The 23947-nt window shown below is 59.7% G+C and carries 23 protein-coding genes; 2 read left to right on the top strand and 21 right to left on the bottom strand.

What is annotated here, in order from left to right:
* Window positions 1-79: 79 nt before the first annotated feature.
* From AC0IYN_RS19305 to flhA, 12 genes are all read right to left on the bottom strand, one after another.
* Window positions 80-874, bottom strand: a complete 795-nt coding sequence (locus tag AC0IYN_RS19305; protein ID WP_406599619.1) for a CheW domain-containing protein — start codon at window positions 872-874, stop codon at window positions 80-82.
* Complete coding sequence (locus AC0IYN_RS19300; protein ID WP_016976611.1) at window positions 874-1662, bottom strand: ParA family protein; 789 nt, start codon at window positions 1660-1662, stop codon at window positions 874-876. The genes AC0IYN_RS19305 and AC0IYN_RS19300 overlap by 1 nt, the downstream gene beginning before the upstream one ends.
* A gap of 51 nt (window positions 1663-1713) precedes the next feature.
* Complete coding sequence (motD, locus tag AC0IYN_RS19295) at window positions 1714-2601, bottom strand: flagellar motor protein MotD (protein WP_078049602.1); 888 nt, start codon at window positions 2599-2601, stop codon at window positions 1714-1716.
* Between the two features lie 15 nt (window positions 2602-2616).
* A complete protein-coding gene (locus AC0IYN_RS19290) occupies window positions 2617-3357 on the bottom strand; it encodes a flagellar motor protein (protein ID WP_033900785.1) in 741 nt (246 codons plus the stop codon).
* Window positions 3357-4481 (bottom strand): protein-glutamate methylesterase/protein-glutamine glutaminase, encoded by a 1125-nt coding sequence (locus tag AC0IYN_RS19285; protein ID WP_471842574.1) that lies wholly within the window; start codon window positions 4479-4481, stop codon window positions 3357-3359. Before AC0IYN_RS19285 ends, AC0IYN_RS19290 begins: the two co-directional genes overlap by 1 nt.
* A gap of 48 nt (window positions 4482-4529) precedes the next feature.
* Window positions 4530-6734 (bottom strand): chemotaxis protein CheA, encoded by a 2205-nt coding sequence (locus AC0IYN_RS19280; RefSeq protein WP_457240040.1) that lies wholly within the window; start codon window positions 6732-6734, stop codon window positions 4530-4532.
* An 11-nt stretch (window positions 6735-6745) separates the two neighbouring features.
* The gene (locus tag AC0IYN_RS19275; RefSeq protein WP_078049605.1) at window positions 6746-7534 is read right to left on the bottom strand and encodes a protein phosphatase CheZ; all 789 of its coding nucleotides are present in this window, start codon (window positions 7532-7534) and stop codon (window positions 6746-6748) included.
* A gap of 18 nt (window positions 7535-7552) precedes the next feature.
* Window positions 7553-7927, bottom strand: coding sequence for a chemotaxis response regulator CheY (locus AC0IYN_RS19270; protein ID WP_015885173.1), 375 nt, complete (start codon window positions 7925-7927; stop codon window positions 7553-7555).
* Window positions 7928-8095: 168 nt separating this feature from the next.
* Window positions 8096-8836, bottom strand: coding sequence for an RNA polymerase sigma factor FliA (gene fliA, locus AC0IYN_RS19265; protein WP_016976604.1), 741 nt, complete (start codon window positions 8834-8836; stop codon window positions 8096-8098).
* Window positions 8833-9666 carry a flagellar synthesis regulator FleN gene (fleN, locus tag AC0IYN_RS19260; RefSeq protein ID WP_003192912.1) on the bottom strand — a complete coding sequence of 278 codons (834 nt, stop codon included), beginning with the start codon at window positions 9664-9666 and terminating at the stop codon, window positions 8833-8835. Before fleN ends, fliA begins: the two co-directional genes overlap by 4 nt.
* A 105-nt stretch (window positions 9667-9771) precedes the next feature.
* Window positions 9772-11088, bottom strand: a complete 1317-nt coding sequence (gene flhF, locus AC0IYN_RS19255; protein ID WP_078049606.1) for a flagellar biosynthesis protein FlhF — start codon at window positions 11086-11088, stop codon at window positions 9772-9774.
* Window positions 11089-11100: 12 nt separating this feature from the next.
* Window positions 11101-13215 (bottom strand): flagellar biosynthesis protein FlhA, encoded by a 2115-nt coding sequence (gene flhA / locus AC0IYN_RS19250; protein WP_250883698.1) that lies wholly within the window; start codon window positions 13213-13215, stop codon window positions 11101-11103.
* Between the two features lie 580 nt (window positions 13216-13795).
* On the opposite strand from flhA, the gene AC0IYN_RS19245 reads away from it, so the two are divergent.
* Window positions 13796-13999 carry a DUF6124 family protein gene (locus AC0IYN_RS19245; RefSeq protein WP_471842569.1) on the top strand — a complete coding sequence of 68 codons (204 nt, stop codon included), beginning with the start codon at window positions 13796-13798 and terminating at the stop codon, window positions 13997-13999.
* Here the strand turns inward: AC0IYN_RS19245 and AC0IYN_RS19240 are convergent.
* Window positions 13950-14150, bottom strand: coding sequence for a cold-shock protein (locus AC0IYN_RS19240; protein ID WP_471842566.1), 201 nt, complete (start codon window positions 14148-14150; stop codon window positions 13950-13952). The two genes, AC0IYN_RS19245 and AC0IYN_RS19240, sit on opposite strands and share 50 nt — an antisense overlap.
* Before the next feature lie 497 nt (window positions 14151-14647).
* On the opposite strand from AC0IYN_RS19240, the gene AC0IYN_RS19235 reads away from it, so the two are divergent.
* Complete coding sequence (locus AC0IYN_RS19235) at window positions 14648-18235, top strand: YncE family protein (protein ID WP_471842564.1); 3588 nt, start codon at window positions 14648-14650, stop codon at window positions 18233-18235.
* Between the two features lie 184 nt (window positions 18236-18419).
* Here the strand turns inward: AC0IYN_RS19235 and flhB are convergent, their stop codons facing one another.
* From flhB to fliL, 8 genes are read right to left on the bottom strand one after another with little or no spacing between them, the layout of a single operon-like run.
* A complete protein-coding gene (flhB, locus tag AC0IYN_RS19230; protein WP_406599626.1) occupies window positions 18420-19556 on the bottom strand; it encodes a flagellar biosynthesis protein FlhB in 1137 nt (378 codons plus the stop codon).
* Window positions 19557-19559: 3 nt separating this feature from the next.
* Entirely contained in the window at window positions 19560-20345 is a 786-nt protein-coding gene (gene fliR, locus AC0IYN_RS19225; protein WP_406599627.1) for a flagellar biosynthetic protein FliR, read from the bottom strand.
* Between the two features lie 4 nt (window positions 20346-20349).
* Window positions 20350-20619 (bottom strand): flagellar biosynthesis protein FliQ, encoded by a 270-nt coding sequence (gene fliQ, locus AC0IYN_RS19220; protein ID WP_010208761.1) that lies wholly within the window; start codon window positions 20617-20619, stop codon window positions 20350-20352.
* Window positions 20620-20623: 4 nt separating this feature from the next.
* Window positions 20624-21367, bottom strand: coding sequence for a flagellar type III secretion system pore protein FliP (gene fliP, locus AC0IYN_RS19215; protein WP_016976565.1), 744 nt, complete (start codon window positions 21365-21367; stop codon window positions 20624-20626).
* Window positions 21367-21810 (bottom strand): flagellar biosynthetic protein FliO, encoded by a 444-nt coding sequence (gene fliO / locus AC0IYN_RS19210; protein WP_406599628.1) that lies wholly within the window; start codon window positions 21808-21810, stop codon window positions 21367-21369. The genes fliP and fliO overlap by 1 nt, the downstream gene beginning before the upstream one ends.
* Window position 21811: 1 nt before the next feature.
* Window positions 21812-22279 carry a flagellar motor switch protein FliN gene (fliN, locus tag AC0IYN_RS19205; RefSeq protein ID WP_033900765.1) on the bottom strand — a complete coding sequence of 156 codons (468 nt, stop codon included), beginning with the start codon at window positions 22277-22279 and terminating at the stop codon, window positions 21812-21814.
* A 34-nt stretch (window positions 22280-22313) separates the two neighbouring features.
* Window positions 22314-23282, bottom strand: coding sequence for a flagellar motor switch protein FliM (fliM, locus tag AC0IYN_RS19200; protein ID WP_017735217.1), 969 nt, complete (start codon window positions 23280-23282; stop codon window positions 22314-22316).
* A 9-nt stretch (window positions 23283-23291) separates the two neighbouring features.
* On the bottom strand, window positions 23292-23792 hold the full coding sequence (fliL, locus tag AC0IYN_RS19195) for a flagellar basal body-associated protein FliL (RefSeq protein WP_071489823.1): 501 nt from the start codon (window positions 23790-23792) through the stop codon (window positions 23292-23294).
* Window positions 23793-23947: the final 155 nt, after the last annotated feature.

Below are 23947 nucleotides of genomic sequence, written 5' to 3'. Positions count from 1 at the left end.
CCCCTGACCCCTTCAAATGCCGCATGACACGGCGTGTGTGCTTCGCTGACCGCATTCGCATGCGGCCCTTATTGTTCAATCAACTGCGTTTGTTCTGTGGCATCGCCTTGACCGCGCCACTGGCAATCAACTCGGCCAGTTCGGCGACGTCGAGCAACGCGCACATGTGTTCGATCACGGTGCCCGCCAGCCAAGGCCGTTGGCCCCGGTGGCTGCGCCATTTGATTTCGTTCGGGTCCAAGCGCAACGAGCGACTGACCTGATGCACCGCCAGCCCCCACTCATAACCCTGCACCGAGATCACGTACTGCAAGCCCTGGCGGAAGTCGTCGCGATAGCGGTCGGGCATGACCCAACGCGCGGTATCCAACACTTTGAGGTTGCCCGCCTGGCTGGGCAGGATGCCGAGGAACCACTCCGGCTGTCCGAACAGCGGCGTCAGCTCCTGGCCTTCCAGGGAGTAGATCGAGCCGAGGCACACCAGCGGTACCGCCAGGGTCAACCCGGCGACGTCGAACAGCAGGCATTCGAACGGCTCGGCAGCCCAGCTCGGGCGGCCATCGCCAGTCACCGGCGGCGGGGTGATGCTCGGTGGCAGGTGCACTTCCACCACCGGCTCGACCACCACGGGCGCAACCACTGCCGGCGCGATCGGCACGATGACCGGGGCAACCGGCACAACCTGCGCGTCGCGGGCCTGCTCTTCCAGAACGGCCAACTGGAATTCATCCAGCGTGCTGTCCAGTTCTACAGCGGGCTCCAGCACCAGGATCGGTTCCGGCAATGCTTCCGCGGTCGCATCCTGCAGCAAGGCATCCAGGTAGGATTCCAGTGCCAGTTGCGGCCGGGTCTTGAGTTCTACGGGACGGTTCATCACGCCACCTGCGCCACAAGTTGCTGGGACAGCAGGTGCTTGAGCAACGCGCGGTAGGCCAGTACGCCTCGGCTTTTCGGGTCGAACTGCGACGGCGCCAGGCCGGCGCGGCTGGCGTCACGCAGGCGCGTGTCCACCGGGATGTAGCCATTCCAAATGGTGTCCGGATAGGCATCGCGCAACACACGCAGGGTACCGAGGGACGCCTGGGTGCGGCGGTCGAACAACGTCGGCACGATGCTGAACGGCAGCGCCTGTTTGCGCGAACGGTTGATCATCGCCAGGGTGCTGACCATGCGCTCCAGGCCTTTGACGGCCAGGTGCTCGGTCTGCACCGGGATCACCAACTGCTGGCTGGCCGCCAACGCGTTGACCATCAACACGCCCAGCAACGGCGGGCTGTCGATGATGGCGTAGTCGAAGTCCTGCCACAGTTGCGCCAGGGTCTTTGCGATCACTAGGCCCAGGCCGCTCTGCCCCGGCGACTGGCGCTCAAGGGTGGCCAGGGCGGTGCTGGAGGGCAACAGGGAAATGCTTTCGTTGCTGGTGGGCAGCAGCAGTTGCCCCGGCAGATCGGCCGGCACGCTACCCTTGTGCAGGAACAGGTCGTAGTTACTGTGTTCCAGTGCATCGGGGTCGTAGCCGAAATAGCTGGTCATGGAGCCGTGAGGGTCCAGGTCCACCACGACCACACGCTTGCCCGCCTCGGCCAGCAAGCCGGCTAAGGCGATGGAGGTGGTGGTCTTGCCGACTCCACCCTTTTGATTGGCAACTGCCCAGACTCTCATTCGGTTGGTTCCTCCCGGCAGGCACAGGCGCGACCGAGACATTGCATAAGGTTATTGAGCCGGCGACGGAGAATTGACGGCGCTCTGACGAACCGGCGGTTTTACAGGGGGCGGTGCAGTTTGTGTGCCAGCCCGCTTCAAGGCTGCATCCGGCGTTGCATTGGCGGTACCGGTACCGGTCAGGCTGCGGCGCACATCCAGATTGCGCGAGACCACCAACACCACCCGACGGTTACGCGCGCGCCCCTCCACCGTGGCGTTATTGGCCACCGGCTGGAACTCGCCATACCCCACCGACGCCAGGCGTCCGGGGTTCACGCCCTGCATCGCAAGCATGCGCACGATGCTCGCGGCACGCGCCGAAGACAGCTCCCAGTTGGTCGGGTACTGCGCGGTGCTGATCGGAAAATTGTCGGTAAAGCCTTCCACGTGGATCGGGTTCTCAAACGGCCGCAAGATCGCCGCCACCTTGTCGATGATGGTGAATGCCTGGTCACTGGGCATCGCATCGGCACTGGCAAACAGCAGGCTGGAGTTCAGCTCGATCTCCACCCACAGCTCATTGCCACGCACGGTCATCTGGTTGGAACTGATCAAATCGCCGAACGCAGCGCTGATGTCATCGGCGATGCTTTTCAGCGGGTCGCTGGTGCCGCCCACGCCAGCGGCGGTTTCATCGCTGTCGTTGACCAACGGCTTGGCCGGCGTCACGGTCTTGGGCCGTTCTTCGCCGATGGGGATCGGCTTGAGGGCGCGGTCGGCGTCGTTGAACACGCCAATCAGCGCCTGGGAAATAACTTTGTACTTGCCTTCGTTGATCGACGAGATGGAGTACATCACCACGAAAAACGCGAACAGCAAGGTGATGAAGTCCGCGTAGGACACCAGCCACCGCTCGTGGTTGACGTGTTCTTCAGGCTCGCGACGGCGACGGCTCATAATCGATATCCCCCATCAATCCATGAAGCCCTGGAGCTTCAATTCGATGGAGCGTGGGTTCTCACCCTCGGCGATCGACAGGATGCCTTCCAGCAACATCTCGCGATAACGCGACTGGCGCATGGCAATTGACTTGAGCTTGCTGGCCACCGGCAACAGCACCAGGTTGGCACTCGCCACGCCGTAGATGGTGGCGACAAATGCCACGGCAATGCCGCTGCCCAGTTGCGACGGATCGGCGAGGTTGCCCATCACGTGGATCAGGCCCATCACCGCACCGATGATGCCGATGGTCGGCGCGTAGCCGCCCATGCTTTCGTAGACTTTGGCGGCGTTGATGTCGCGACTTTCCTGGGTGTAGAAATCCACCTCCAGGATGCTGCGGATCGCTTCCGGCTCGGCACCGTCCACCAGCAATTGCAGGCCTTTGCGTGCGTAGCTGTCCGGCTCGGCGTCAGCCACGCCTTCCAGGCCCAGCAGCCCTTCCTTGCGCGCGGTGAGGCTCCAGTTGACCACGCGGTCGATGCCGCCAGGCAAGTCGACACGTGGCGGAAAAATGATCCAGATAAGGATCTGCATGGCGCGCTTGAAGGAGCTCATGGGCGACTGCAGCAACGCCGCGCCCACGGTGCCGCCGATCACGATCAGGGCGGCCGGGCCGTTGGCCAGGGCGCCGAGGTGACCGCCTTCGAGGTAGTTGCCGCCGATGATCGCGACAAACGCCATGATGATGCCGATCAGGCTCAATACATCCATCAGAGGCAGGCCTCCACCAGGTGCTTGCCGATGTCGTCCAGGCTATAGACAGCGTCGGCCAGGTCCGCCTTGACGATGGCCATGGGCATGCCATAGATCACGCAGCTGGCTTCGTCCTGGGCCCAGATTGCGCTGCCGCCCTGCTTGAGCAGGCGCGCGCCTTCACGGCCATCGGCGCCCATGCCGGTGAGGACCACCGCCAGAACTTTGTCGCCGTAAGACTTGGCTGCCGAACCAAAGGTGATGTCCACGCAGGGTTTGTAATTCAGGCGCTCATCACCCGGCAGGATTTTGATCGCGCCACGGCCGTCCACCATCATTTGTTTGCCACCCGGCGCCAGCAACGCCAGGCCAGGACGCAGGATGTCACCATCCTCGGCTTCCTTGACGCTGATGCGGCACAACTTGTCCAGGCGCTCGGCGAATGCCTTGGTGAACGCCGCGGGCATGTGCTGGATCAGCACGATCGGCGCCGGGAAGTTGGCAGGCAGTTGGGTCAATACGCGTTGCAGTGCGACCGGGCCGCCGGTGGACGTACCGATGGCGACCAGCTTATAGGCCTTGCGCTTGGGCGCGGGCGAATGAGCGGCAGCAGGCGCAGCGGTCCGCACAGGCGCAGGTGCAACCGGACGCGTCACCGGTGCGGGCGCAGGACGCCCGAACGAGGTCGCCGGCGCCACAGCGGGAGCTGGCGTCGGCGCTGGCGTGCTGAACAGGCTGCGACGGTTACTGCGCGAAATGCTGTGCACTTTCTCGCACAGCATCTGCTTGACCTTCTCGGGGTTGCGCGAGATGTCTTCGAAATTCTTCGGCAGGAAATCCACCGCGCCAGCGTCCAGCGCATCCAGGGTGACCCGGGCGCCTTCGTGCGTCAGCGAGGAGAACATCAACACCGGGGTCGGGCAGCGTTGCATGATGTGCCGAACTGCCGTGATGCCATCCATCATCGGCATCTCGTAGTCCATGGTGATCACGTCCGGTTTCAACGCAATGGCTTGATCAATCGCCTCTTTGCCGTTGGTGGCCGTGCCGACCACCTGGATCGTTGGATCGGCGGAAAGAATTTCCGAGACGCGGCGGCGGAAGAAACCCGAATCGTCCACCACCAGGACCTTGACTGCCATAAACACTCCGTTAGGCGGGGCGGGCAATACCGCCCTGCCCCACCAGAATCAAATACGCCGAGCGGCGTAACGCTTGAGCATGCTCGGAACATCGAGAATCAGCGCGATCCGACCGTCACCGGTGATGGTCGCACCCGACATGCCCGGGGTTCCCTGCAGCATTTTGCCCAAAGGCTTGATGACCACTTCTTCCTGGCCAACCAGTTGATCGACGACAAAGCCGATCCGCTGGGTGCCCACGGAGAGAATCACCACATGGCCTTCGCGCTGCTCTTCATGCTTGGCCGATGCCACCAGCCAGCGCTTGAGGTAGAACAGTGGCAACGCCTTGTCGCGCACGATCACCACTTCCTGGCCGTCCACCACGTTGGTGCGCGACAGGTCGAGGTGGAAGATCTCGTTGACGTTGACCAGCGGGAAGGCGAAAGCCTGGTTGCCCAGCATCACCATCAGGGTCGGCATGATCGCCAAGGTCAACGGCACCTTGATAACGATCTTCGAGCCCTGGCCCTTGGTCGAGTAAATGTTGATCGAGCCATTGAGCTGGCTGATCTTGGTCTTCACCACGTCCATGCCGACGCCGCGGCCCGACACGTCGGAAATCTCGGTCTTGGTCGAGAACCCCGGGGCGAAGATCAGGTTGTAGCACTCGGTGTCGGTCAGGCGATCGGCGGCGTCCTTGTCCATCACGCCACGCTTGACCGCGATATTGCGCAACACGGCCGGGTCCATGCCCTTGCCGTCGTCGGTGATCGACAGCAGGATGTGGTCGCCTTCTTGCTCGGCGGCCAGGATCACCTTGCCGTTGCGCGACTTGCCCGAGGCTTCGCGTTCTTCCGGGGTTTCCACGCCGTGGTCGACGGCGTTGCGCACCAAGTGGACCAGCGGGTCGGCCAGGGCCTCGACAAGGTTTTTGTCGAGGTCGGTCTCTTCACCCACCAGTTCCAGGTTGATCTCTTTCTTCAGCTGACGCGCCAGGTCACGAACCAGGCGCGGGAAGCGGCCGAAGACTTTCTTGATCGGCTGCATCCGCGTTTTCATCACGGCGGTCTGCAGGTCGGCGGTCACCACGTCGAGGTTCGACACGGCCTTTTGCATGGCTTCATCGCCGCTGCTCAGGCCCAGGCGCACCAGGCGGTTACGTACCAATACCAGTTCGCCGACCATGTTCATGATGTCGTCCAGGCGCGCAGTATCAACCCGCACGGTGGTTTCGGCTTCACTGGCAGGCTTCTCGGCCACCGGTGCTGCAGCGGCACGCGCCGGAGCCGGTGCTGGCGCTGCGGCTGGCGCGGCAGCCGGCTTGGTAGCCGGGGCCGGCGTTGCGGCTTTGGCAGCCACCGGTGCTGCGGTCGCAACCGCTGCGGCCGGGGCCACTTCGCTGAACTTGCCCTTGCCGTGCAATTCGTCCAGCAGGGACTCGAACTCGTGATCGGAGATCAGGCCATCACCCGCCGGTGCTGCACTGGCAGCGGCAGGCGCCGCAGCCGTGGCGGCGACTTCCGGCAAGGCGTCGGCCACGAAGGTGCCCTTGCCATGCAGTTGGTCGAGCAACGCTTCGAATTCGTCGTCGGTAATGTCGGTGCTGGCACTGGCGGCAGGCGCCTGCGCAGCAGCAACCGGTGCGACAGCATCGGCCGCAAACTGGCCTTTGCCATGCAACTGGTCGAGCAGGGACTCGAACTCAGCGTCGGTAATGTCTTCGCTGGTCGGTGCCGCGACGGCAGCCGCCGGCGCCTCTGCCTCGGCCTTCACGGCACTGAGGGAGTTGAGCAGCTGTTCGAACTCGCTGTCGGTCACATCCGGCTCGGCTTCGGCCACAGGCTCGGGAGCCGCCTCAACCACAGGCGCAGCCGAGGTGTCGGCCGGTTCCGCCAGGCGCGCCAGGGCGGCCAGCAGTTCCGGGGTGGCCGCGGTGATCGGGGCACGTTCGCGCACTTCGCTGAACATGCCGTTGACCGCATCCAGCGCTTCGAGAATCACGTCCATCAGTTCCGAGTCGACGTGCCGCTCACCCTTGCGCAGGATGTCGAACACGTTCTCGGCGATGTGACAGCACTCCACCAGCTCATGGAGCTGGAGGAAGCCGGCGCCCCCTTTTACAGTGTGAAAACCGCGAAAAATTGCATTGAGCAGGTTCGCATCATCCGGGCGGCTTTCCAGCTCGACCAGTTGTTCGGACAGTTGCTCTAAAATTTCGCCGGCCTCTACAAGGAAATCCTGAAGGATTTCTTCATCGGCGCCGAAGCTCATGTGGGTGCTCCTTAGAAGCCTAAACTGGATAACAGGTCATCTACGTCATCCTGACCTGACACAACGTCTTCACGTTTATCGGCATGAATCTGCGGACCTTCACCCTTGGCGAGATGTTTTTGTGGATCTTTTTCCGAGAGGATCGCTTCGCGGTCATGTTCAATGCCGGCAAAGCGGTCAACCTGGCCTGCCATAAGCACCAATTTGAGCAAGTTGCTTTCCACTTCGGTGACCAACTGGGTCACACGCTTGATCACCTGGCCGGTGAGGTCCTGGTAATCCTGGGCGAGCAGAATGTCGTTGAGGTTGCTGGAAACCGTGCGGTTTTCCTGCTCGCTGCGTGACAAGAACCCGTCGACCCGACGCGCCAATTCACGAAACTCTTCAGCCCCCACTTCCCGGCGCATGAAGCGGCCCCAGTCAACGCTGAGGGCCTGGGCTTCGTTGGCCATGCCGTTGACCAGGGGCGTGGCGTTTTCCACCAAGTCCATGGTGCGGTTGGCCGCCGCCTCAGTCAGCCTGACCACGTAGGACAGGCGTTCGGTGGCATCAGTGATTTGCGAAATTTCTTCGGCCTGGGGCATATGCGGGTCAATCTGGAAATTGACGATCGCACTGTGCAGCTCGCGTGTGAGCTTGCCCACTTCCTGGTACAGGCCGCGGTCACGGGTCTGGTTGAGCTCATGGATTAACTGCACCGCGTCGCCAAACTGGCCTTTTTCAAGGCTGTCGACCAACTGGTGAGCATGCTTTTTCAGGGTCGACTCGAAGTCTCCCTGTGACGTTTCTTTATGCTCCATAGCTCCCCCGCGATGGCATTAGCCGTGGATGCGTTCGAAGATTTTTTCGATCTTCTCTTTCAAGGCCAATGCAGTGAATGGCTTGACCACGTAACCGTTAACCCCGGCTTGGGCGGCTTCGATGATCTGCTCACGCTTGGCTTCGGCGGTCACCATCAGCACAGGCAGGCTGCGCAGCTTTTCGTCAGCGCGCACGTGGCGCAGCAAGTCGATGCCGGTCATGCCCGGCATGTTCCAGTCCGTTACCAAAAAGTCGATGCTCCCGCTGTTGAGGATCGGAATCGCCGTAATGCCGTCATCCGCCTCGACCGTGTTAGTGAACCCAAGGTCACGCAACAGGTTTTTTATGATCCGCCGCATCGTTGAGAAGTCATCAACGATGAGGATTTTCATGTTCTTGTCCAATTCGACCTCCAAGCAGTCTTAAACGCGCCCAGCACCTGGACGCGCCATTTCAATCAACAGGCATTACACAAAAAGGACTGCCGAGGGCACCACGGGTCGAACCCGCGAAGGCTGCTTGCCCTCGCGGTATCGTCTGCAGTGTCCCCACACTGCCTGTCAGCGCGCTCGCCACTCTCCCAAACGCCCCCGCAAGCGGGCTGCGCACTGGCTGTGCAACTGGCTGACCCGCGATTCGCTGACCCCCAGGACCTCACCGATTTCCTTGAGGTTCAGCTCTTCGTCGTAGTACAGCGCCAACACCAGTCGCTCACGCTCCGGCAAATTGGCAATCGCGTCCGCCAACGCCCCCTGGAAACGCTCATCTTCCAGGTCACGCGATGGCTCCATATGAGCGCTCGCGCCGTCCTCGTGCAGCCCTTCGTGTTCGCCGTCCTGCAAGAGGTCGTCGAAACTGAACAGGCGGCTGCCCAAGGTATCGTTCAAAATCCCGTAGTAATCGTCGAGACTCAATTGGAGTTCGGCCGCAACTTCGTGATCTTTAGCGTCGCGACCGGTTTTTGCTTCAATTGCGCGAATTGCGTCACTGACCATGCGCGTATTGCGATGCACCGAACGCGGCGCCCAGTCACCTTTGCGCACTTCATCGAGCATCGCGCCACGTATGCGGATACCCGCGTACGTCTCGAAACTCGCCCCCTTGCTCGCGTCGTATTTGGTCGACACTTCGAGCAAGCCGATCATGCCCGCCTGGATCAGGTCTTCGACCTGGACGCTGGCGGGCAGGCGTGCCAGCAAGTGATAGGCGATACGCTTGACCAGGGGCGCGTAGCGCTCGATCAATTCGCCCTGGCTGTCACGGGCAGACTTCTTGTACGCGTTGTAGCCGGTCGCTGTCATAGCACGGGTCCTGCGCTCGTCTGATGCACCAATCGCTCGACGAAAAACTCCAGATGCCCCCGAGGGTTGGCGGGCAACGGCCAGGTATCGACCTTCTGGGCAATAGCCTTGAACGCCAATGCGCATTTGGAACGAGGGAACGCTTCGTAGACTGCACGCTGCTTTTGCACAGCCTTGCGCACACACTCGTCGTAGGGAACTGCGCCGACGTATTGTAAGGCGACATCGAGGAAGCGGTCCGTGACCTTGGTCAACTTGGCGAACAGATTGCGCCCTTCCTGCGGGCTCTGGGCCATGTTGGCCAGGACGCGGAAGCGGTTCATGCCGTAGTCACGGTTAAGCAGTTTGATCAGGGCGTAGGCGTCGGTGATCGAGGTGGGTTCATCGCAGACCACCAGCAACACTTCCTGCGCAGCGCGCACGAAGCTGACCACGGACTCGCCGATCCCGGCGGCGGTGTCGATCACCAGCACGTCGAGGTTGTCGCCAATATCACTGAAAGCCTGGATGAGGCCGGCATGCTGCGCCGGGCTCAGGTGCACCATGCTCTGGGTGCCCGAGGCAGCCGGCACGATGCGGATGCCACCGGGGCCCTGCAGCAGCACATCGCGCAGCTCGCAGCGGCCCTCGATCACATCGGCAAGGGTGTGTTTGGGTGTCAGCCCCAGCAGAACGTCCACGTTCGCCAAGCCCAGGTCAGCATCCAGCAGCATGACGCGACGGCCAAGCTCTGCCAGGGCCAGGGACAAATTCACTGACACGTTAGTTTTCCCGACGCCACCTTTGCCGCCGGTCACCGCGATCACCTGTACGGGATGCATGCTGCCCATTTTATTTCTTTACCTTGTCTTGCTTAGACGCAGGCTACATGGCTTGGCCGCGTGAATCGCTTGCAGACCATCGATGTAGATACATTTCACGGTGTTCATCCTGACTCAACCCACCCGCTTTGCCGGGTTGTGGTAAAGGTCGGCGAACATATCGGCCATCGCTTCCTCGCTAGGCTCTTCTTGCATTTGCACGCTGACTGCACGGCTGACCAACTGATGACGGCGCGGCAGATGCAGATCATCCGGGATCCGCGGCCCGTCGGTCAGGTAGGCGACCGGCAATTCATGACTGATGGCCAGGCTCAGCACCTCGCCCAGGCTCGCGGTCTCATCGAGCTTGGTGAGGATGCAACCGGCCAGGCCACAACGCTTGTAACTATGATACGCAGCGGTAAGAACCTGTTTCTGGCTGGTGGTTGCAAGCACCAAGTAATTTTTCGACTTGATGCCACGCCCCGCCAGGCTTTCCAACTGCATGCGCAATGCCGGGTCGCTGGCTTGCAGGCCGGCAGTGTCGATCAGCACCACGCGCTTGCGCAGCAAGGGGTCCAGGGCGTTGGCCAGGGACTGGCCCGGGTCGACATGGGTCACCGACACATTGAGGATCCGGCCCAGGGTCTTGAGCTGCTCCTGGGCACCAATACGGTAGCTGTCCATGCTCACCAGCGCGATATTCTGCGCGCCGTACTTGAGCACGTAACGGGCCGCCAACTTGGCCAGGGTGGTGGTCTTGCCCATGCCGGCAGGGCCGACCATGGCGATCACACCGCCCTCTTCCAAGGGTTCGATTTCCGGGGTGACGATCATCCGCGCTAGGTGGGCCAGCAACATGCGCCAGGCCTGGCGAGGCTCTTCGATTTCGGTGGTCAGGGCCAGCAGGTCGCGGGACAACGGGCCAGACAGGCCGATACGTTGCAAGCGACGCCACAGGTTGGCCTGTTGCGGCTTGCTGCCTTGCAGTTGGGTCCAGGCCAGCGAGCCAAGCTGCACTTCAAGCAGTTCGCGCAGGCCGTTGAGTTCAAAGCGCATCGAATCGAACACGCGCTGGTCAACCGCAGGCGCCGGAGCAGGCGCAGCAGGACGCGGCGGTTCTTTGAAGGTGGGCTCGACCAGCGGCTCGGCAGCAGTCAGCGGCAAGCCGGCGAACAATTGGCGGTTGGTGGTGGCATCGCTGTCGCCGCGCATGCTCAGTTCAGCCTGGGCCGAGACAATCCGCGAAGCGGTCTTGCGCAGCTCGTCTTCGAGCTCCATGTTCGGCACGCGCGGCGCCAGGGCCTGGGGTGTGTAGTCCAGGGCAGCCGTCAGCTCGACACCGCCGGCAATACGACGGTTTCCGATAATCGCGGCGTCGGCGCCCAGCTCATCACGCACCAGTTTCATGGCCTGACGCATATCGGCGGCGAAAAAACGCTTAACTTGCATAACCCACTACCCTCAGCCGTTGGGCCCTACTGTCGCGACGATAGTCACTTGCTTGTTGTCAGGAATTTCCTGATAAGCCAAAACGTGCAAATTCGGTACTGCCAGGCGTCCAAATCGCGACAACATCGCTCGGACCGGGCCCGCCACCAGCAGAATCACCGGTTGGCCCTGCATTTCCTGGCGCTGTGCGGCGTCGATCAACGAACGCTGCAGTTTCTCAGCCATGCTTGGCTCCAGCAGAACGCCCTCTTCCTGGCCTTGTCCTGCCTTCTGAATACTATTGAGCAATATTTGTTCCAACCTTGGTTCCAAGGTGATCACAGGCAGCTCGGAGTCAAGCCCTACAATGCTTTGGACGATTGCGCGCGACAATCCGACGCGCACCGCAGCCACCAGGGCGGCAGTATCTTGACTCTTGGCGGCATTGTTGGCGATGGCCTCGGCAATGCTGCGAATGTCGCGTACCGGCACCTGTTCGGCCAGCAGCGCCTGCAACACCTTGAGCAACTGCGACAGCGACAGGATGCCCGGTACCAGTTCTTCGGCGAGTTTTGGCGAAGCTTTGCCGAGCAAACCCATCAATTGCTGGACTTCCTCGTGGCCGATCAGCTCGTGGGAGTGTTTGTACAGGATCTGGTTGAGATGGGTAGCGACCACCGTGCTGGCGTCCACCACGGTGTAACCCAGGGACTGTGCCTGGCTGCGCTGGCTGATTTCGATCCATACCGCGTCCAGGCCAAAAGCCGGATCTTTGGCGGTGATGCCGTTGAGGCTGCCGAACACCTGCCCCGGGTTGATCGCCAGTTCGCGGTCCGGGTAGATCTCGGCTTCGGCCAGGATCACGCCCATCAGGGTCAGGCGATAGGCACTCGGGGCCAGGTCGAGGTTGTCGCGGATGTGCACGGTGGGCATCAAAAAGCCCAGGTCCTGCGACAGTTTTTTGCGCACGCCCTTGATCCGCGCGAGCAATTGGCCGCCCTGGTTGCGGTCCACCAGCGGGATAAGGCGGTAGCCGACTTCCAGGCCGATCATGTCGATCGGGGTCACATCGTCCCAGCCCAGCTCCTTGGTTTCCTGGGCGCGGGCCGGGGATGGCAGCAGCTCCTGCTGGCGCGCGATCTCTTGCTGGGCCTGGACCTTGACCGCATTCTGCTTTTTCCAGAACAGGTAGGCACCGCCAGCCGCCATGGCCGCCATGCTCAGGAACGACACATGAGGCATGCCCGGCACGATCCCCATGATCGCCATGATGCCCGCCGCCACGGCCAGGGCCTTGGGCGAGGCAAACATCTGCCGGCTGATCTGCTTGCCCATGTCTTCGGAGCCCGACGCACGGGTTACCATGATCGCCGCAGCTGTGGATAACAACAGTGATGGCAATTGCGCCACTAAACCGTCACCGATGGTCAGCAGCGCGTAAACCTTGCCCGCATCGCCGAAGGTCATGCCGTGCTGGAAGATCCCCACGGCCATGCCGCCGATAAGGTTGATGAACAGAATGAGCAGGCCGGCGATGGCGTCACCGCGCACAAATTTGCTGGCACCGTCCATGGAACCGTAGAACTCAGCCTCCTGGGCGACTTCCAGGCGACGGGATTTGGCTTGGTTCTGGTCGATCAGGCCGGCGTTTAGGTCGGCGTCAATCGCCATTTGCTTGCCGGGCATGGCGTCAAGGGTAAAACGTGCGCTCACCTCGGAGATCCGCCCCGCGCCCTTGGTGACAACGACGAAGTTGATGATCATCAGGATCGCGAACACCACGATACCGACCACGTAGTTACCGCCGATCACCACCTCACCGAAGGCCTGGATCACCTTACCGGCGGCGGCGTGGCCGTCCTGGCCGTGCAGCATGACCACACGGGTCGACGCCACGTTCAGCGCCAGGCGCAGAAGGGTCGCCACCAGCAGAATGGTCGGGAATACCGCGAAATCCAAGGGCCGCAGGGCATACACACAGACCAGCAATACCACCACAGACAGGGCAATGTTGAAGGTAAAGAACACGTCGAGCAGGAACGGCGGCATCGGCAACATCATCATTGCCAGCATCACCAGCAACAACAACGGCACACCCAGATTGCCTCGCGAGAGGTCAGTCAGGGTGCTGCGGGCGTTGCCGAGCATTTGAGAGCGATCCACCACCGGTATTCCTCGTGTCCTTTGAAGCAAAGTTTTGACGCAATTGGGCGTCTTGCAGGCGGTATTGCAAGAAGCCTTCCAACTTTTGCTTTGGCCCTTCGATGACCTCCCAAGCGACCAAGCAAGCCGGTTGTAAATCAATTCAACTGTGGGAGCGGGCTTGCTCGCGAAAGCCGTGGGTCAGATAGCACATTCGGCGACTGATAGTCCGCTTTCGCGAGCAAGCCCGCTCCCACATTTTGGATTTGTGTTCACCGGCCGCTACCGAGGAAATTTCCGACAAGGTTTTGGGGTTGCCTCTAGGAAAGCCGCTCTCTAGTCTCCGTACACCGCTGCAAACGCAGTGGTCGGGCGTCGCGGCCCGGTTTACTACGGAACAAAAGCACCATCTCCCTTTCAGTAAGCGGTTTTCTATCGTCTACTGTGCGGCGCTATGGCGGCTGTGCGCGGGATACCTTCGGGTATGCCGGGTTGTTCCTAGACCGGTCCGCGAACCTGCGTACAGCTGCCACCCTCCATCGCGTCGCGGCGATCAGTGGCGGCTCCACTTTTTAGGAACCTCACAATGATCAAACCCACCCCAAATCCCTCCATCAGTCTGTTTACCGTCGTAGACACTCTCAAAACCGAAGACCTGCTGGTCAACCTCACCGAAACCCTCGCCTCGGCCGACGCGCTGATGAGTGATTTTGCGTTTGAATTGGGAACGATCATCAAGCTCATAGGACGCGGACGTTCTCGGCCTGAGCGCCTTTGGGCCCTTGCGTAACCTCGAACTCCACTTTTTGGTTCTCTTCAAGCGTCCTGAAACCGTCGGCCGTGATGACCGAGAAGTGGACAAATATATCGCCCCCATCGTCTTGAGTGATGAACCCAAACCCCTTCTCCGCGTTAAACCATTTCACCGTACCTGTTGCCATTGCCGTTCTCCTGACTTACGGGATAACACGAACCTCAGACGCATAGACTGCATCAGGCCCATGGACTCTCAGAACTTCCACTCGCAGGCCTACGGCAAGCCGAATGCGTCGTGAATCAACGAAATCCACTCGCACATCGCCTTCGCCGCCTTCCAGGGCAATCAAGCCCTTCCCGGATGCTTGATCGTAAGATTTGACGATGCCTCTGACCGCTTTCAACCATTCTCTCTGCATCTCGTCCACAACCTGTTCACAGTACTTAAGGCAATGGAACCGCGAGAACGCTCGTATGACTACTGTCAAAGTTGACAGGTAGAGAGGGATTTTCGATATCCGACGGTCTAACGTGCCTAGCCCCCAAAGCCGTTCGTCGACACTGTCATTTCTCACAGCTAGCCCAAAGTCTCATCCGGCGTTACACCTGTTTGCAGCTACAGCCTACGTCGTGCACAGGGCGTAGAGACCCTCCCCTTAATCGTCTGCAAAGGTTTAGGATCATGACAAAACATTCCCAGCCCCCCGTCCCTGAATCGTCAGACGCTGCGCCTCCGCCTGCAGCAAACTACCCGACGGTACCCCCTGATCCCAGCGACGCTTCGGTCGAACCGTCGCCACTGAATCCCAAGTTTCTGGTCCCCCCCCAACCAGGGAACAGACCCAGAACTCCCGATTCGTTCAACTCGGTCGCCTTCGCCGATTTACCGCTCTACATCCCCAATGTCACCACCCCCTATGTCGGTTATCACGGCGCACTCAACATTGCAGCGACAGAAGTTCACAAGGAACTCGGCGTACTGTTCGTTTTACTACCTTATCTGGATAGAGCTGAGTTCGACGTGCTGCACTTGTTTTACGGGGATGAATTAGATTACGTCGCTGCCTACACCATCACCAAAGACGATATCGAAACTAATCGGCCCATTCCGATGTATGTCCCCCCAAATCGCATCATCCATGGGCCTGTCAGCCCCGTGTTCATCAGAGTGAGCATCTTCGGAGGTGGTACGGCGGAAACCCTGCATCTGAACCTGTTCGTTGATAAGGCACGTCCAGCAGACGATAATCCGATAGCCAGCACAGTGCAAAACGAAAACCTGCACTTGCCCATATTTCCTCAAGACCTTATTGACTTTGGCGTGGGTCCGGATGACATCGGCGTGCCCATTGCTGTGCGAATCAAACACTACCCCGTCGATACCTCGCGACCTGCCAACACATTCCGCAAAGTACGCGACCGTATTCGCCTGAGTATCGGCGGCAGGATCATCCCGCATAGCGTGACAGAGGGTGAAGCTGGCGGGACGGATGACATCTTCATCCGGGTCAATACGTCGGATTGGATAGCCATCGGCACCGGCTCCCATGTCTGCGAGTATGAAGTGGTCGATGAAGCGGGCAACCACTCCGACGGCTGGTCGCCCGCGCAGGTCCTTGACGTAATGTTGGAGGATGGTGCTGAACCGTTGCTGCCAATTGCCTTTGTCCAGGAAGCGCCGGATAACATCCTGGACCATGACACGTTGGTGGGCGATGCCCATATCTTCATTTTCATCAGCGGTAATGGCTATGCCATGGGCGATATCATCCGGGTTACGATCAATGGGCGCACCGCAGGCGGCGAGCCCCTTATCACCAATTATGACTCGCCCCCCCTGACCTCTACCACCGCGTTCTACCTCACGCTCCCCCTGCCCAACGAAGATGTCAAAGCCCTGGTCGGTGGACGCTTTCAGCTGAGATACAAGCGAATCCGCAGTGGTGTACCGGATAGACTCTCACGCAGCAATATTGTCGGCGTGATCGGCACAGAACTGCCGGTCGGGCTGGCGCCACCTTATTTTATCGAAGCACAACACGGCGATATTCTCGAACCCCAGGAGCTGTTCTTCACCGCAGTCATCCCTGAATACGTCGGCCAGAAGTACTACGATCTGGTGACCCTGATCCTCATTGGCACTTACGTCAACGGAAACCCCTACTACGACGAGTACGAAGATATTGCCGGGGACGGCGACGGGTTGCGCCTGATTCCCAATGGCCCGAACGGCGATATCGCCAAGTTGGAGGGGGGCACCCTGCGCATCTATTACCTGGTCGAGAACGAAAATGGCCTGCGCCCCCCCTCTCAGGACCGGCTTTATAACGTCGGACAACCAGCGGCATCCTTGGCAGAACCGCGCATATTGGAGGCCCCTGGGCCGCTCTATCAATTCGATCCTTCGGTTTCGCCGGGCGATGCCAATGTGCGCGTGTTGCCCGATGCGGATATCAAGGATGGCGATACCGTAAGGGTGTATGCCTTGGGCAACGCAGCAGGCGGCACTCCCTCAATACCCCCGTTTCCGGTAACGGCCTTTTGGGAGGGGCGTACGCTGCCGTTTCCGTTGCCGCGCGCCAACGTGATCGCCAATACCGTGATGCGTATTTATTACGCACGGGAGCGGCAAAATGCGCCAACGCGCTTTTCCCATGAGGTGCGTATGGGGGTCGGCGCCAAACTGGATTATCCGGCGCCACAGGTACTTGAAGCCACAGGGACGGGCCACAACACGGCCCTGCTCAATCCTCGTCATGTATTGACCCCCCCGGTTGTGACCATCCGGGTGATTTCTGACAAGTTCCCACCGTCTGCCGACATCAAGGTGTTCATTACGGGCAAGCCTGGCATCGGCATGCCCGACATACCGGCAAAACCCGCACGTCCCGAACCCGGGACCAACTATGTCAATTTTACGGTACCGAACACGTTTGTCCCGGCTTACCTTGGCGAACGGTGCACGGTGTATTACAACGTGATCGAAGTGGGGAAAAGCACCAAGTCAGATGATCTTGAGTTGAGTGTTGGGGCGTTTACTCAAGATGAGTTGGACTTGGTGAGTATTCCTCAGGCGCCAGACAATGTGATTATTGCAAACGAGGGCAATGACGTTGAAATAAATAAATGGCCTTTCATCTCGACCGCCCAAGCCGTTTTTATCGAACTGGAAAGCACCACCAATCACCCACTACGCGCGGGCAGGAAAGTGTCGTCGGCTGAACTGGGGGCCGGAAAAACCCAAGACTTGATACCGGCGAACTACCTGCAAGGGTTATCGAGTGATGATGAAATAACTATTGAGGCGCGGGTCTCGTTGGATGGGAGTGGCAGTCTCATTACGGCAATACCTTTCAAATCTGTTAGCTATCGTATTAAAAAGAAAGCTGAAATAATTAAAATCATTCCTATTGGAGGCTATCCCTATTCAATCGCCGCCAGCGCAGATGGCAAGCGAGTCTACGTTGCCAGTAGCACCCACCCCAGCACCGGAAGGGTATCAGTTATTGATACAGAAGACTTTACTGGTATAAGAATCATCACCACTGAGGGCATGGATATACGCGACGTAGCAACAAGTCCAGACAGTACGAGACTGTATATAGCAGGCGGCGCAAACGGCGCCTATCCAAACGGTTTTATGGCTTATGAAACCACAAACTTCACAAGGCTAATACTGCAAACCGGATACCATACCTATCGCATAGGCGTGAATCCAAACGGTCGTCAATTAGTCATGGCCCATTGGAGCACCGGGGGAAACTTCATACGCTTTGTGAACACAACAACATTTGGCTATAAAAGCATCCCCTCCCCCACAAGCACTATTTTCACTTCCCAGTACACCAATCCAGAAGGAACACTGGGTTACAGCAGTGGTTATCTATTTGATCTGGTAACTGAAACTGTAAAAACAACTACACCCGTCACAGGGGATTATGCCGCTTTTAGCTATCAACGCCCAAGGCTTTACATAGTACAAAACAGCAGCATTACAGTAGTTGATTCAAACCTCAACTCAACTGTGGCCGCCCTTCATGGATTTCACGGCCTGCGAAATATTGTATGCGACCCTCACCAACCACGGGCCTACGTGGTAGATCAAATAGCTAACTCTGTCATCACACTTGACATCAGCGCCGACACCCCCAGAATAATTGATACAATTACGTCAATTATACAGCCCTTTGCGCTCGCTCTTTCACCCGACAGCAAATACCTCTACGTCGGTGCGTCGTCCGACGAGTCCCTGGTGGTGATAAGACTTTAATAACTTCCACAACGACCTTATACGCCATTTATTGACTTTAAAATGGAGCCCACAAAAAGCCCTGCCTCATCTGAGGCGGGGCTTTTTAAAACTTAAGTTTACCCCCCCCCAGCAACGCTTAAATAATCTTGCCCCCAAAAAAGTGCTGTTTGACATTCTGTTAACATCCCAAGGCCAATACACTTCAAGAATCGCGCCGCAAATCCGGAGGAATCGGCAAGTCTTTCAACGGATCCGGCCGCTTGCCCTTGCCCGCGCGGTACTGGCGAATCTGATAGACGTACGCCAGCACCTGGGCCACAGCCAGGTACAGCCCCGCCGGGATTTCCTGGTCCAGGTCGGTGGAATAGAAGATCGACCGCGCCAGCGCCGGCGACTCCAGCAGCAGGATGTCATTGGCCACCGCAATTTCGCGGATCTTCAGCGCAGTAAAATCACTGCCCTTGGCCAGCAGCATCGGCGCGCCGCCCTTCTCTGGGTCGTACTTGAGCGCCACGGCGTAGTGCGTCGGGTTGGTGATAACCACGTCGGCGTCGGGCACCGAGGCCATCATCTTGCGCTGGGACATTTCCCGCTGCAGTTGGCGAATGCGCTGCTTGACCTCGGGGCGGCCCTCTTGGTCCTTGTGCTCGTCGCGCACTTCCTGCTTGGTCATCAGCAGCTTCTTGTGGCTTTCCCACAGCTGGATCGGGGCATCCACGGCAGCGATGATGATCAGCCCGGCCGCCATCCACAGCGCACTCCAGCCCACCACCTGCACGCTGTGGATGATCGCCGATTCCAGCGGTTCATGGGCAATGCGCAGCAGGTCGTCGATGTCGGACGACAACACCATCAGCGCCACAAACAGAATCAGGATGAATTTGGCCAATGCCTTGAGCAACTCCACCAGGGCCTTGGTGGAAAACATGCGCTTGAGCCCGGCAGCCGGGTTCATGCGGCTGAACTTGGGCGCCATGCTGCTGGCAGCGAACAGCCAGCCACCCAGGGCGACCGGGCCGATCAGCGCGGCCAGCAGCAAGGTGATGAGGATCGGTTGCACCGCCAGGATCGCGATCTTACCCGAGTGCAGCAGGTACTGGCCCATGGCATCAGGGTTGAGCAGCACTTCGCGGGGCAAGGCGAAGTTGTGCTTCATCAACTCCATCAAGTCCAGCGCCAGCCCGCCGCCATAGATCAGCAAGGCGCCGGCACCGGCCATCATGGTGGCGACGGTATTGAGCTCTTTGGAGCGCGCAATCTCGCCCTTTTCCCTGGAGTCCTTTTTACGTTTCTCCGTGGGGTCTTCTGTCTTGTCCTGACCACTCTCGCTCTCGGCCATGACTCAGCGCGCCCGTGCCAGATCACGTAAGAACTGCAAGGCGTCGGTCGCCAGCGGTTGATACTGATTGAGAATGTCGGCCAGGCCGACCCAGAAAATCCCCATGCCCAACACCAGGGTCAATGGGAAACCAATCGAGAAAATGTTCAGTTGCGGCGCTGCACGGGTCATGACGCCAAAGGCGATGTTGACCACCAGCAACGCGGTGATCGCCGGCAGCACCAGCAACAGCGAAGCACCCAGCACCCAGCCGAGGCGCCCCACCACTTCCCAGAAGTGATTGACCACCAGCCCCGAGCCCACCGGCAAGGTGGTGAAGCTTTCGGTCATCACCTCGAAGGCCACCAGATGGCCGTTCATGGCCAGGAACAGCAAGGTCACCAACATCGTCAGGAATTGCCCGATCACCGCCGCCGATACACCGTTGGTAGGGTCGACCATGGACGCGAAGCCCATGCCCATCTGGATCGAGATGATTTGCCCGGCAATCACAAACGCCTGGAAAAACAGTGAGAGGGAAAACCCCATCAGCGCGCCGATCAGGACCTGCTCGGCAATCAGCAGCAATGCACTCAGATCGATCGCGTTCACCGCCGGCATCGGCGGCAACCCGGGCACGATCACCACGGTGATCGCCACCGCAAAGTACAGGCGTATCCGGCGTGGCACCAGGGTCGTGCCGAACACCGGCATGGCCATCAACATTGCCGTCACCCGGAACAACGGCAGGATGAAGGACGCCACCCAGGTGCTGATCTGGGTGTCGGTCAATGCCAGCAAGGACTGCATCGGGTCAGCCGATCAACTGCGGAATACTGCCGTACAACTGCAGGATGTATTCCATGAAGGTCTGCACCAGCCACGGGCCAGCCACGATCAGGGTGACCAGCATCACCAGCAGGCGCGGCAGGAAGCTCAAGGTCTGTTCGTTGATCTGGGTCGCGGCCTGGAACATCGCCACCAGCAGGCCCACCAACAGGCTTGGCACCACCAGCACGGCGACCATCACGGTGGTCAGCCACAATGCTTCACGGAACAGGTCGACAGCGACTTCTGGCGTCATTGCGCTATACCCCGCCGAAACTGCCGGCCAACGTGCCGATAATCAGCGCCCAGCCGTCCACCAGCACAAACAGCATGATCTTGAACGGCAACGAGATGATCAGCGGCGAAAGCATCATCATACCCATGGCCATCAGCACGCTCGCCACCACCAGGTCGATGATCAGGAACGGGATAAAGATCATGAAGCCGATCTGGAATGCGGTCTTCAACTCCGATGTAACGAACGCCGGCACCAGGATAGTCAGTGGCGCCTGGTCCGGGGTGGCGATGTCGGTGCGCTTGGACAGGCGCATGAACAGCTCAAGGTCGCTGGAACGGGTCTGCGACAGCATGAAATCCTTGATCGGACCCTGGGCCTTGTCGATCGCATCCTGGGCGGTCATTTTCTCCGCCAGGTAGGGTTGCAGCGCTTGCTGGTTCACCTTGTCGAACACCGGCGCCATGATGAACAGCGTCAAGAACAAGGCCATGCCGGTGAGGATCTGGTTCGACGGTGTCTGCTGCAGGCCCAGGGCCTGGCGCAGGATCGAGAACACGATGATGATCCGCGTGAAGCTGGTCATCAGCATGACGAACGCCGGGATAAAACTCAGCGCGGTCATGATCAGCAGGATCTGCAGGCTGACCGAATACTCCTGCGCACCCGCAGCGTTGGTCCCCAGCGTAATCGCCGGGATCGACAACGGGTCGGCGCCGAACGCCAATGGCGCCGCCAGCAGCAGCATGAGCGTCAATAAAACGCGCATTACTTCTTATCCTTCTGATCCTTGCCCAGCAACTCCATCAGGCGCTGGGCGAATTCTGGCGTGGCGGACTGGCTCTGATCCACGCTCACCGGGGTCTTGAGCACATGCAGCGGCGTGATGCGGCCAGGGGTGATGCCGAGCAGGATCTGCTCCTCGCCCACTTGCACCAGCACCAGCCGATCACGCGGACCGAGCGCGCGGGCGCCGATCATCTCGATCACCTGGCCGTTGCCCGGGCCCACGCGCTGCACGCGGCGCATCAGCCAGGCCAGCACAAAGATCAAACCCACCACCAGCAACAGGCCCAGCACCAACTGAGTCAGTTGCCCGCCGATGCCGCTGCTCACCACCGGCGCTGCCGTCGCAGCCGCTTGCGCGACCGGCTCAGCCGCGAGGGCGCTCAATGGCAGCGCCAGAAACAGTCCCGCCATCGAATACTTCATATCAGCGCAACTTCTTGATGCGTTCGCTTGGGCTGATCACGTCCGTCAGGCGGATGCCGAACTTCTCGTTGACCACCACCACTTCGCCGTGGGCGATCAGCGTGCCGTTGACCAGCACGTCCAGCGGTTCACCGGCCAGGCGATCCAACTCGATCACCGAACCCTGGTTGAGTTGCAGCAGGTTGCGGATGTTGATTTCGGTGCTGCCCACTTCCATGGAAATCGACACCGGGATGTCGAGGATCACATCCAGGTTCGGGCCGTCGAGGGTCACCGGATCGTTGTTCTTCGGCACGCTGCCGAATTCCTCCATCGGCAGGCGGTTGCCGGCCGGCGCGGTGGCGGCGTCAGCGGCCAGCAGCGCATCGATATCGTCCTGGCCAACATCGCCGGTTTCTTCCAGGGCTGCCGCCCATTCGTCAGCCAGTGCCTGGTCTTCGGCGGAAGTGTTTTCGTGTTCGGTAGCCATTACATGTCCTCGGCGGAGCAGAAATTAATGTGGATCAGCGACGGTTGATCGGTTCAATCACTTGCAACGCCAGGTTGCCTTTGTGAGAGCCGAGCTTGACCTTGAACGACGGCACGCCGTTGGCGCGCATGATCATTTCTTCCGGCAGTTCGACGGGAATCACATCCCCTGGCTGCATGTGCAAAATATCGCGCAAACGCAACTGGCGACGGGCCACCGTGGCGCTCAGGGGCACGTCGACGTCCAGCAGGTCTTCGCGCAGGGCCTTGACCCAGCGTTCGTCCTGGTCGTCCAGGTCGGACTGGAAGCCGGCGTCGAGCATTTCGCGCACCGGTTCGATCATCGAGTACGGCATGGTCACGTGCAGGTCGCCGCCACCGCCATCGAGTTCGATGTGGAAGGTCGACACCACAATGGCTTCGCTGGGGCCGACGATGTTGGCCATGGCCGGGTTCACTTCCGAGTTGATGTACTCGAAATTGACTTCCATGATCGCCTGCCAGGCTTCCTTCAAGTCGATGAAGGCCTGCTCCAGCACCATGCGCACTACCCGCAATTCGGTAGGGGTGAATTCACGCCCTTCGATCTTGGCGTGGCGGCCGTCGCCACCAAAGAAGTTGTCCACCAACTTGAACACCAGCTTGGCGTCGAGGATGAACAGCGCGGTGCCGCGCAGCGGCTTGATCTTGACCAGGTTGAGGCTGGTGGGCACGTACAGCGAGTGCACGTACTCGCCGAACTTCATCACCTGCACGCCGCCTACCGCCACGTCCGCCGAGCGGCGCAGCATGTTGAACATGCTGATCCGGGTGTAGCGGGCAAAACGCTCATTGATCATCTCCAGGGTCGGCATGCGTCCACGGACGATACGATCCTGGCTGGTGAGGTCATAACTTTTGACGCTGCCGGGCTCGGCAGCCATTTCGGTCTGTACCAGACCATCGTCGACGCCATGCAGCAGCGCGTCGATTTCATCCTGGGACAGCAGGTCTTGCACGGCCATGTCGTGATCCTACTGCAATACGAAGTTAGTGAAGAGCGCCTGCTCGACCACGACTTTGCCGAGTTCCTTCTGGGCCACTTCCTGCACGCTGGCCGTGACCTTCTGGCGCAGCATTTCCTGGCCCACCGGGGTGGCGAGTGTGTCGAAGCTCTGGCTGGAGAACAGCATCACCAGGTTGTTGCGGATCACTGGCATATGCACCTTGAGGGCGTCCAGGTCCGACGCGTTGCGGGCCAGCAAGGTGATGCTCACTTGCAGGTAGCGCTGACGACCGTTCTGATTGAAGTTGGCGACAAAGGCCGGGAGCATCGGCTCGAAGATTGCCGGTTGCTTGACGTTAGTGGCGGTTTCGGCGGCGGGTGCTGGTTTGCTTGCACTGCTGTGCATGATGTACCAGGTGCCACCCACCGAAGCGCCAATGGCCAGGAGCAGGCCCAGGACTATCAGCAGGATAAGCTTGAGCTTACCTTTGCCTGCGGGTGCTTTTGCTGCGTCGTCGCTCTTCGCCATGCCAATAATCCGTCACTATTCGGGGATTCATAGATCTACGGAAAGGCAAGAGCAAGTGTTATGCCAGAGTTGTCTGGCAGATTGGGAAGAACACCCTGTAATCTGCCTTGCAACTGATCCCTGTGGGAGCGGGCTTGCTCGCGAAAGCGCTAGGT

It is taken from the genome of Pseudomonas sp. AC112 (assembly GCF_979253545.1).
Note: the sequence above shows the minus strand (reverse complement) of the source record. Positions and strands in the feature narration are given on the sequence as shown.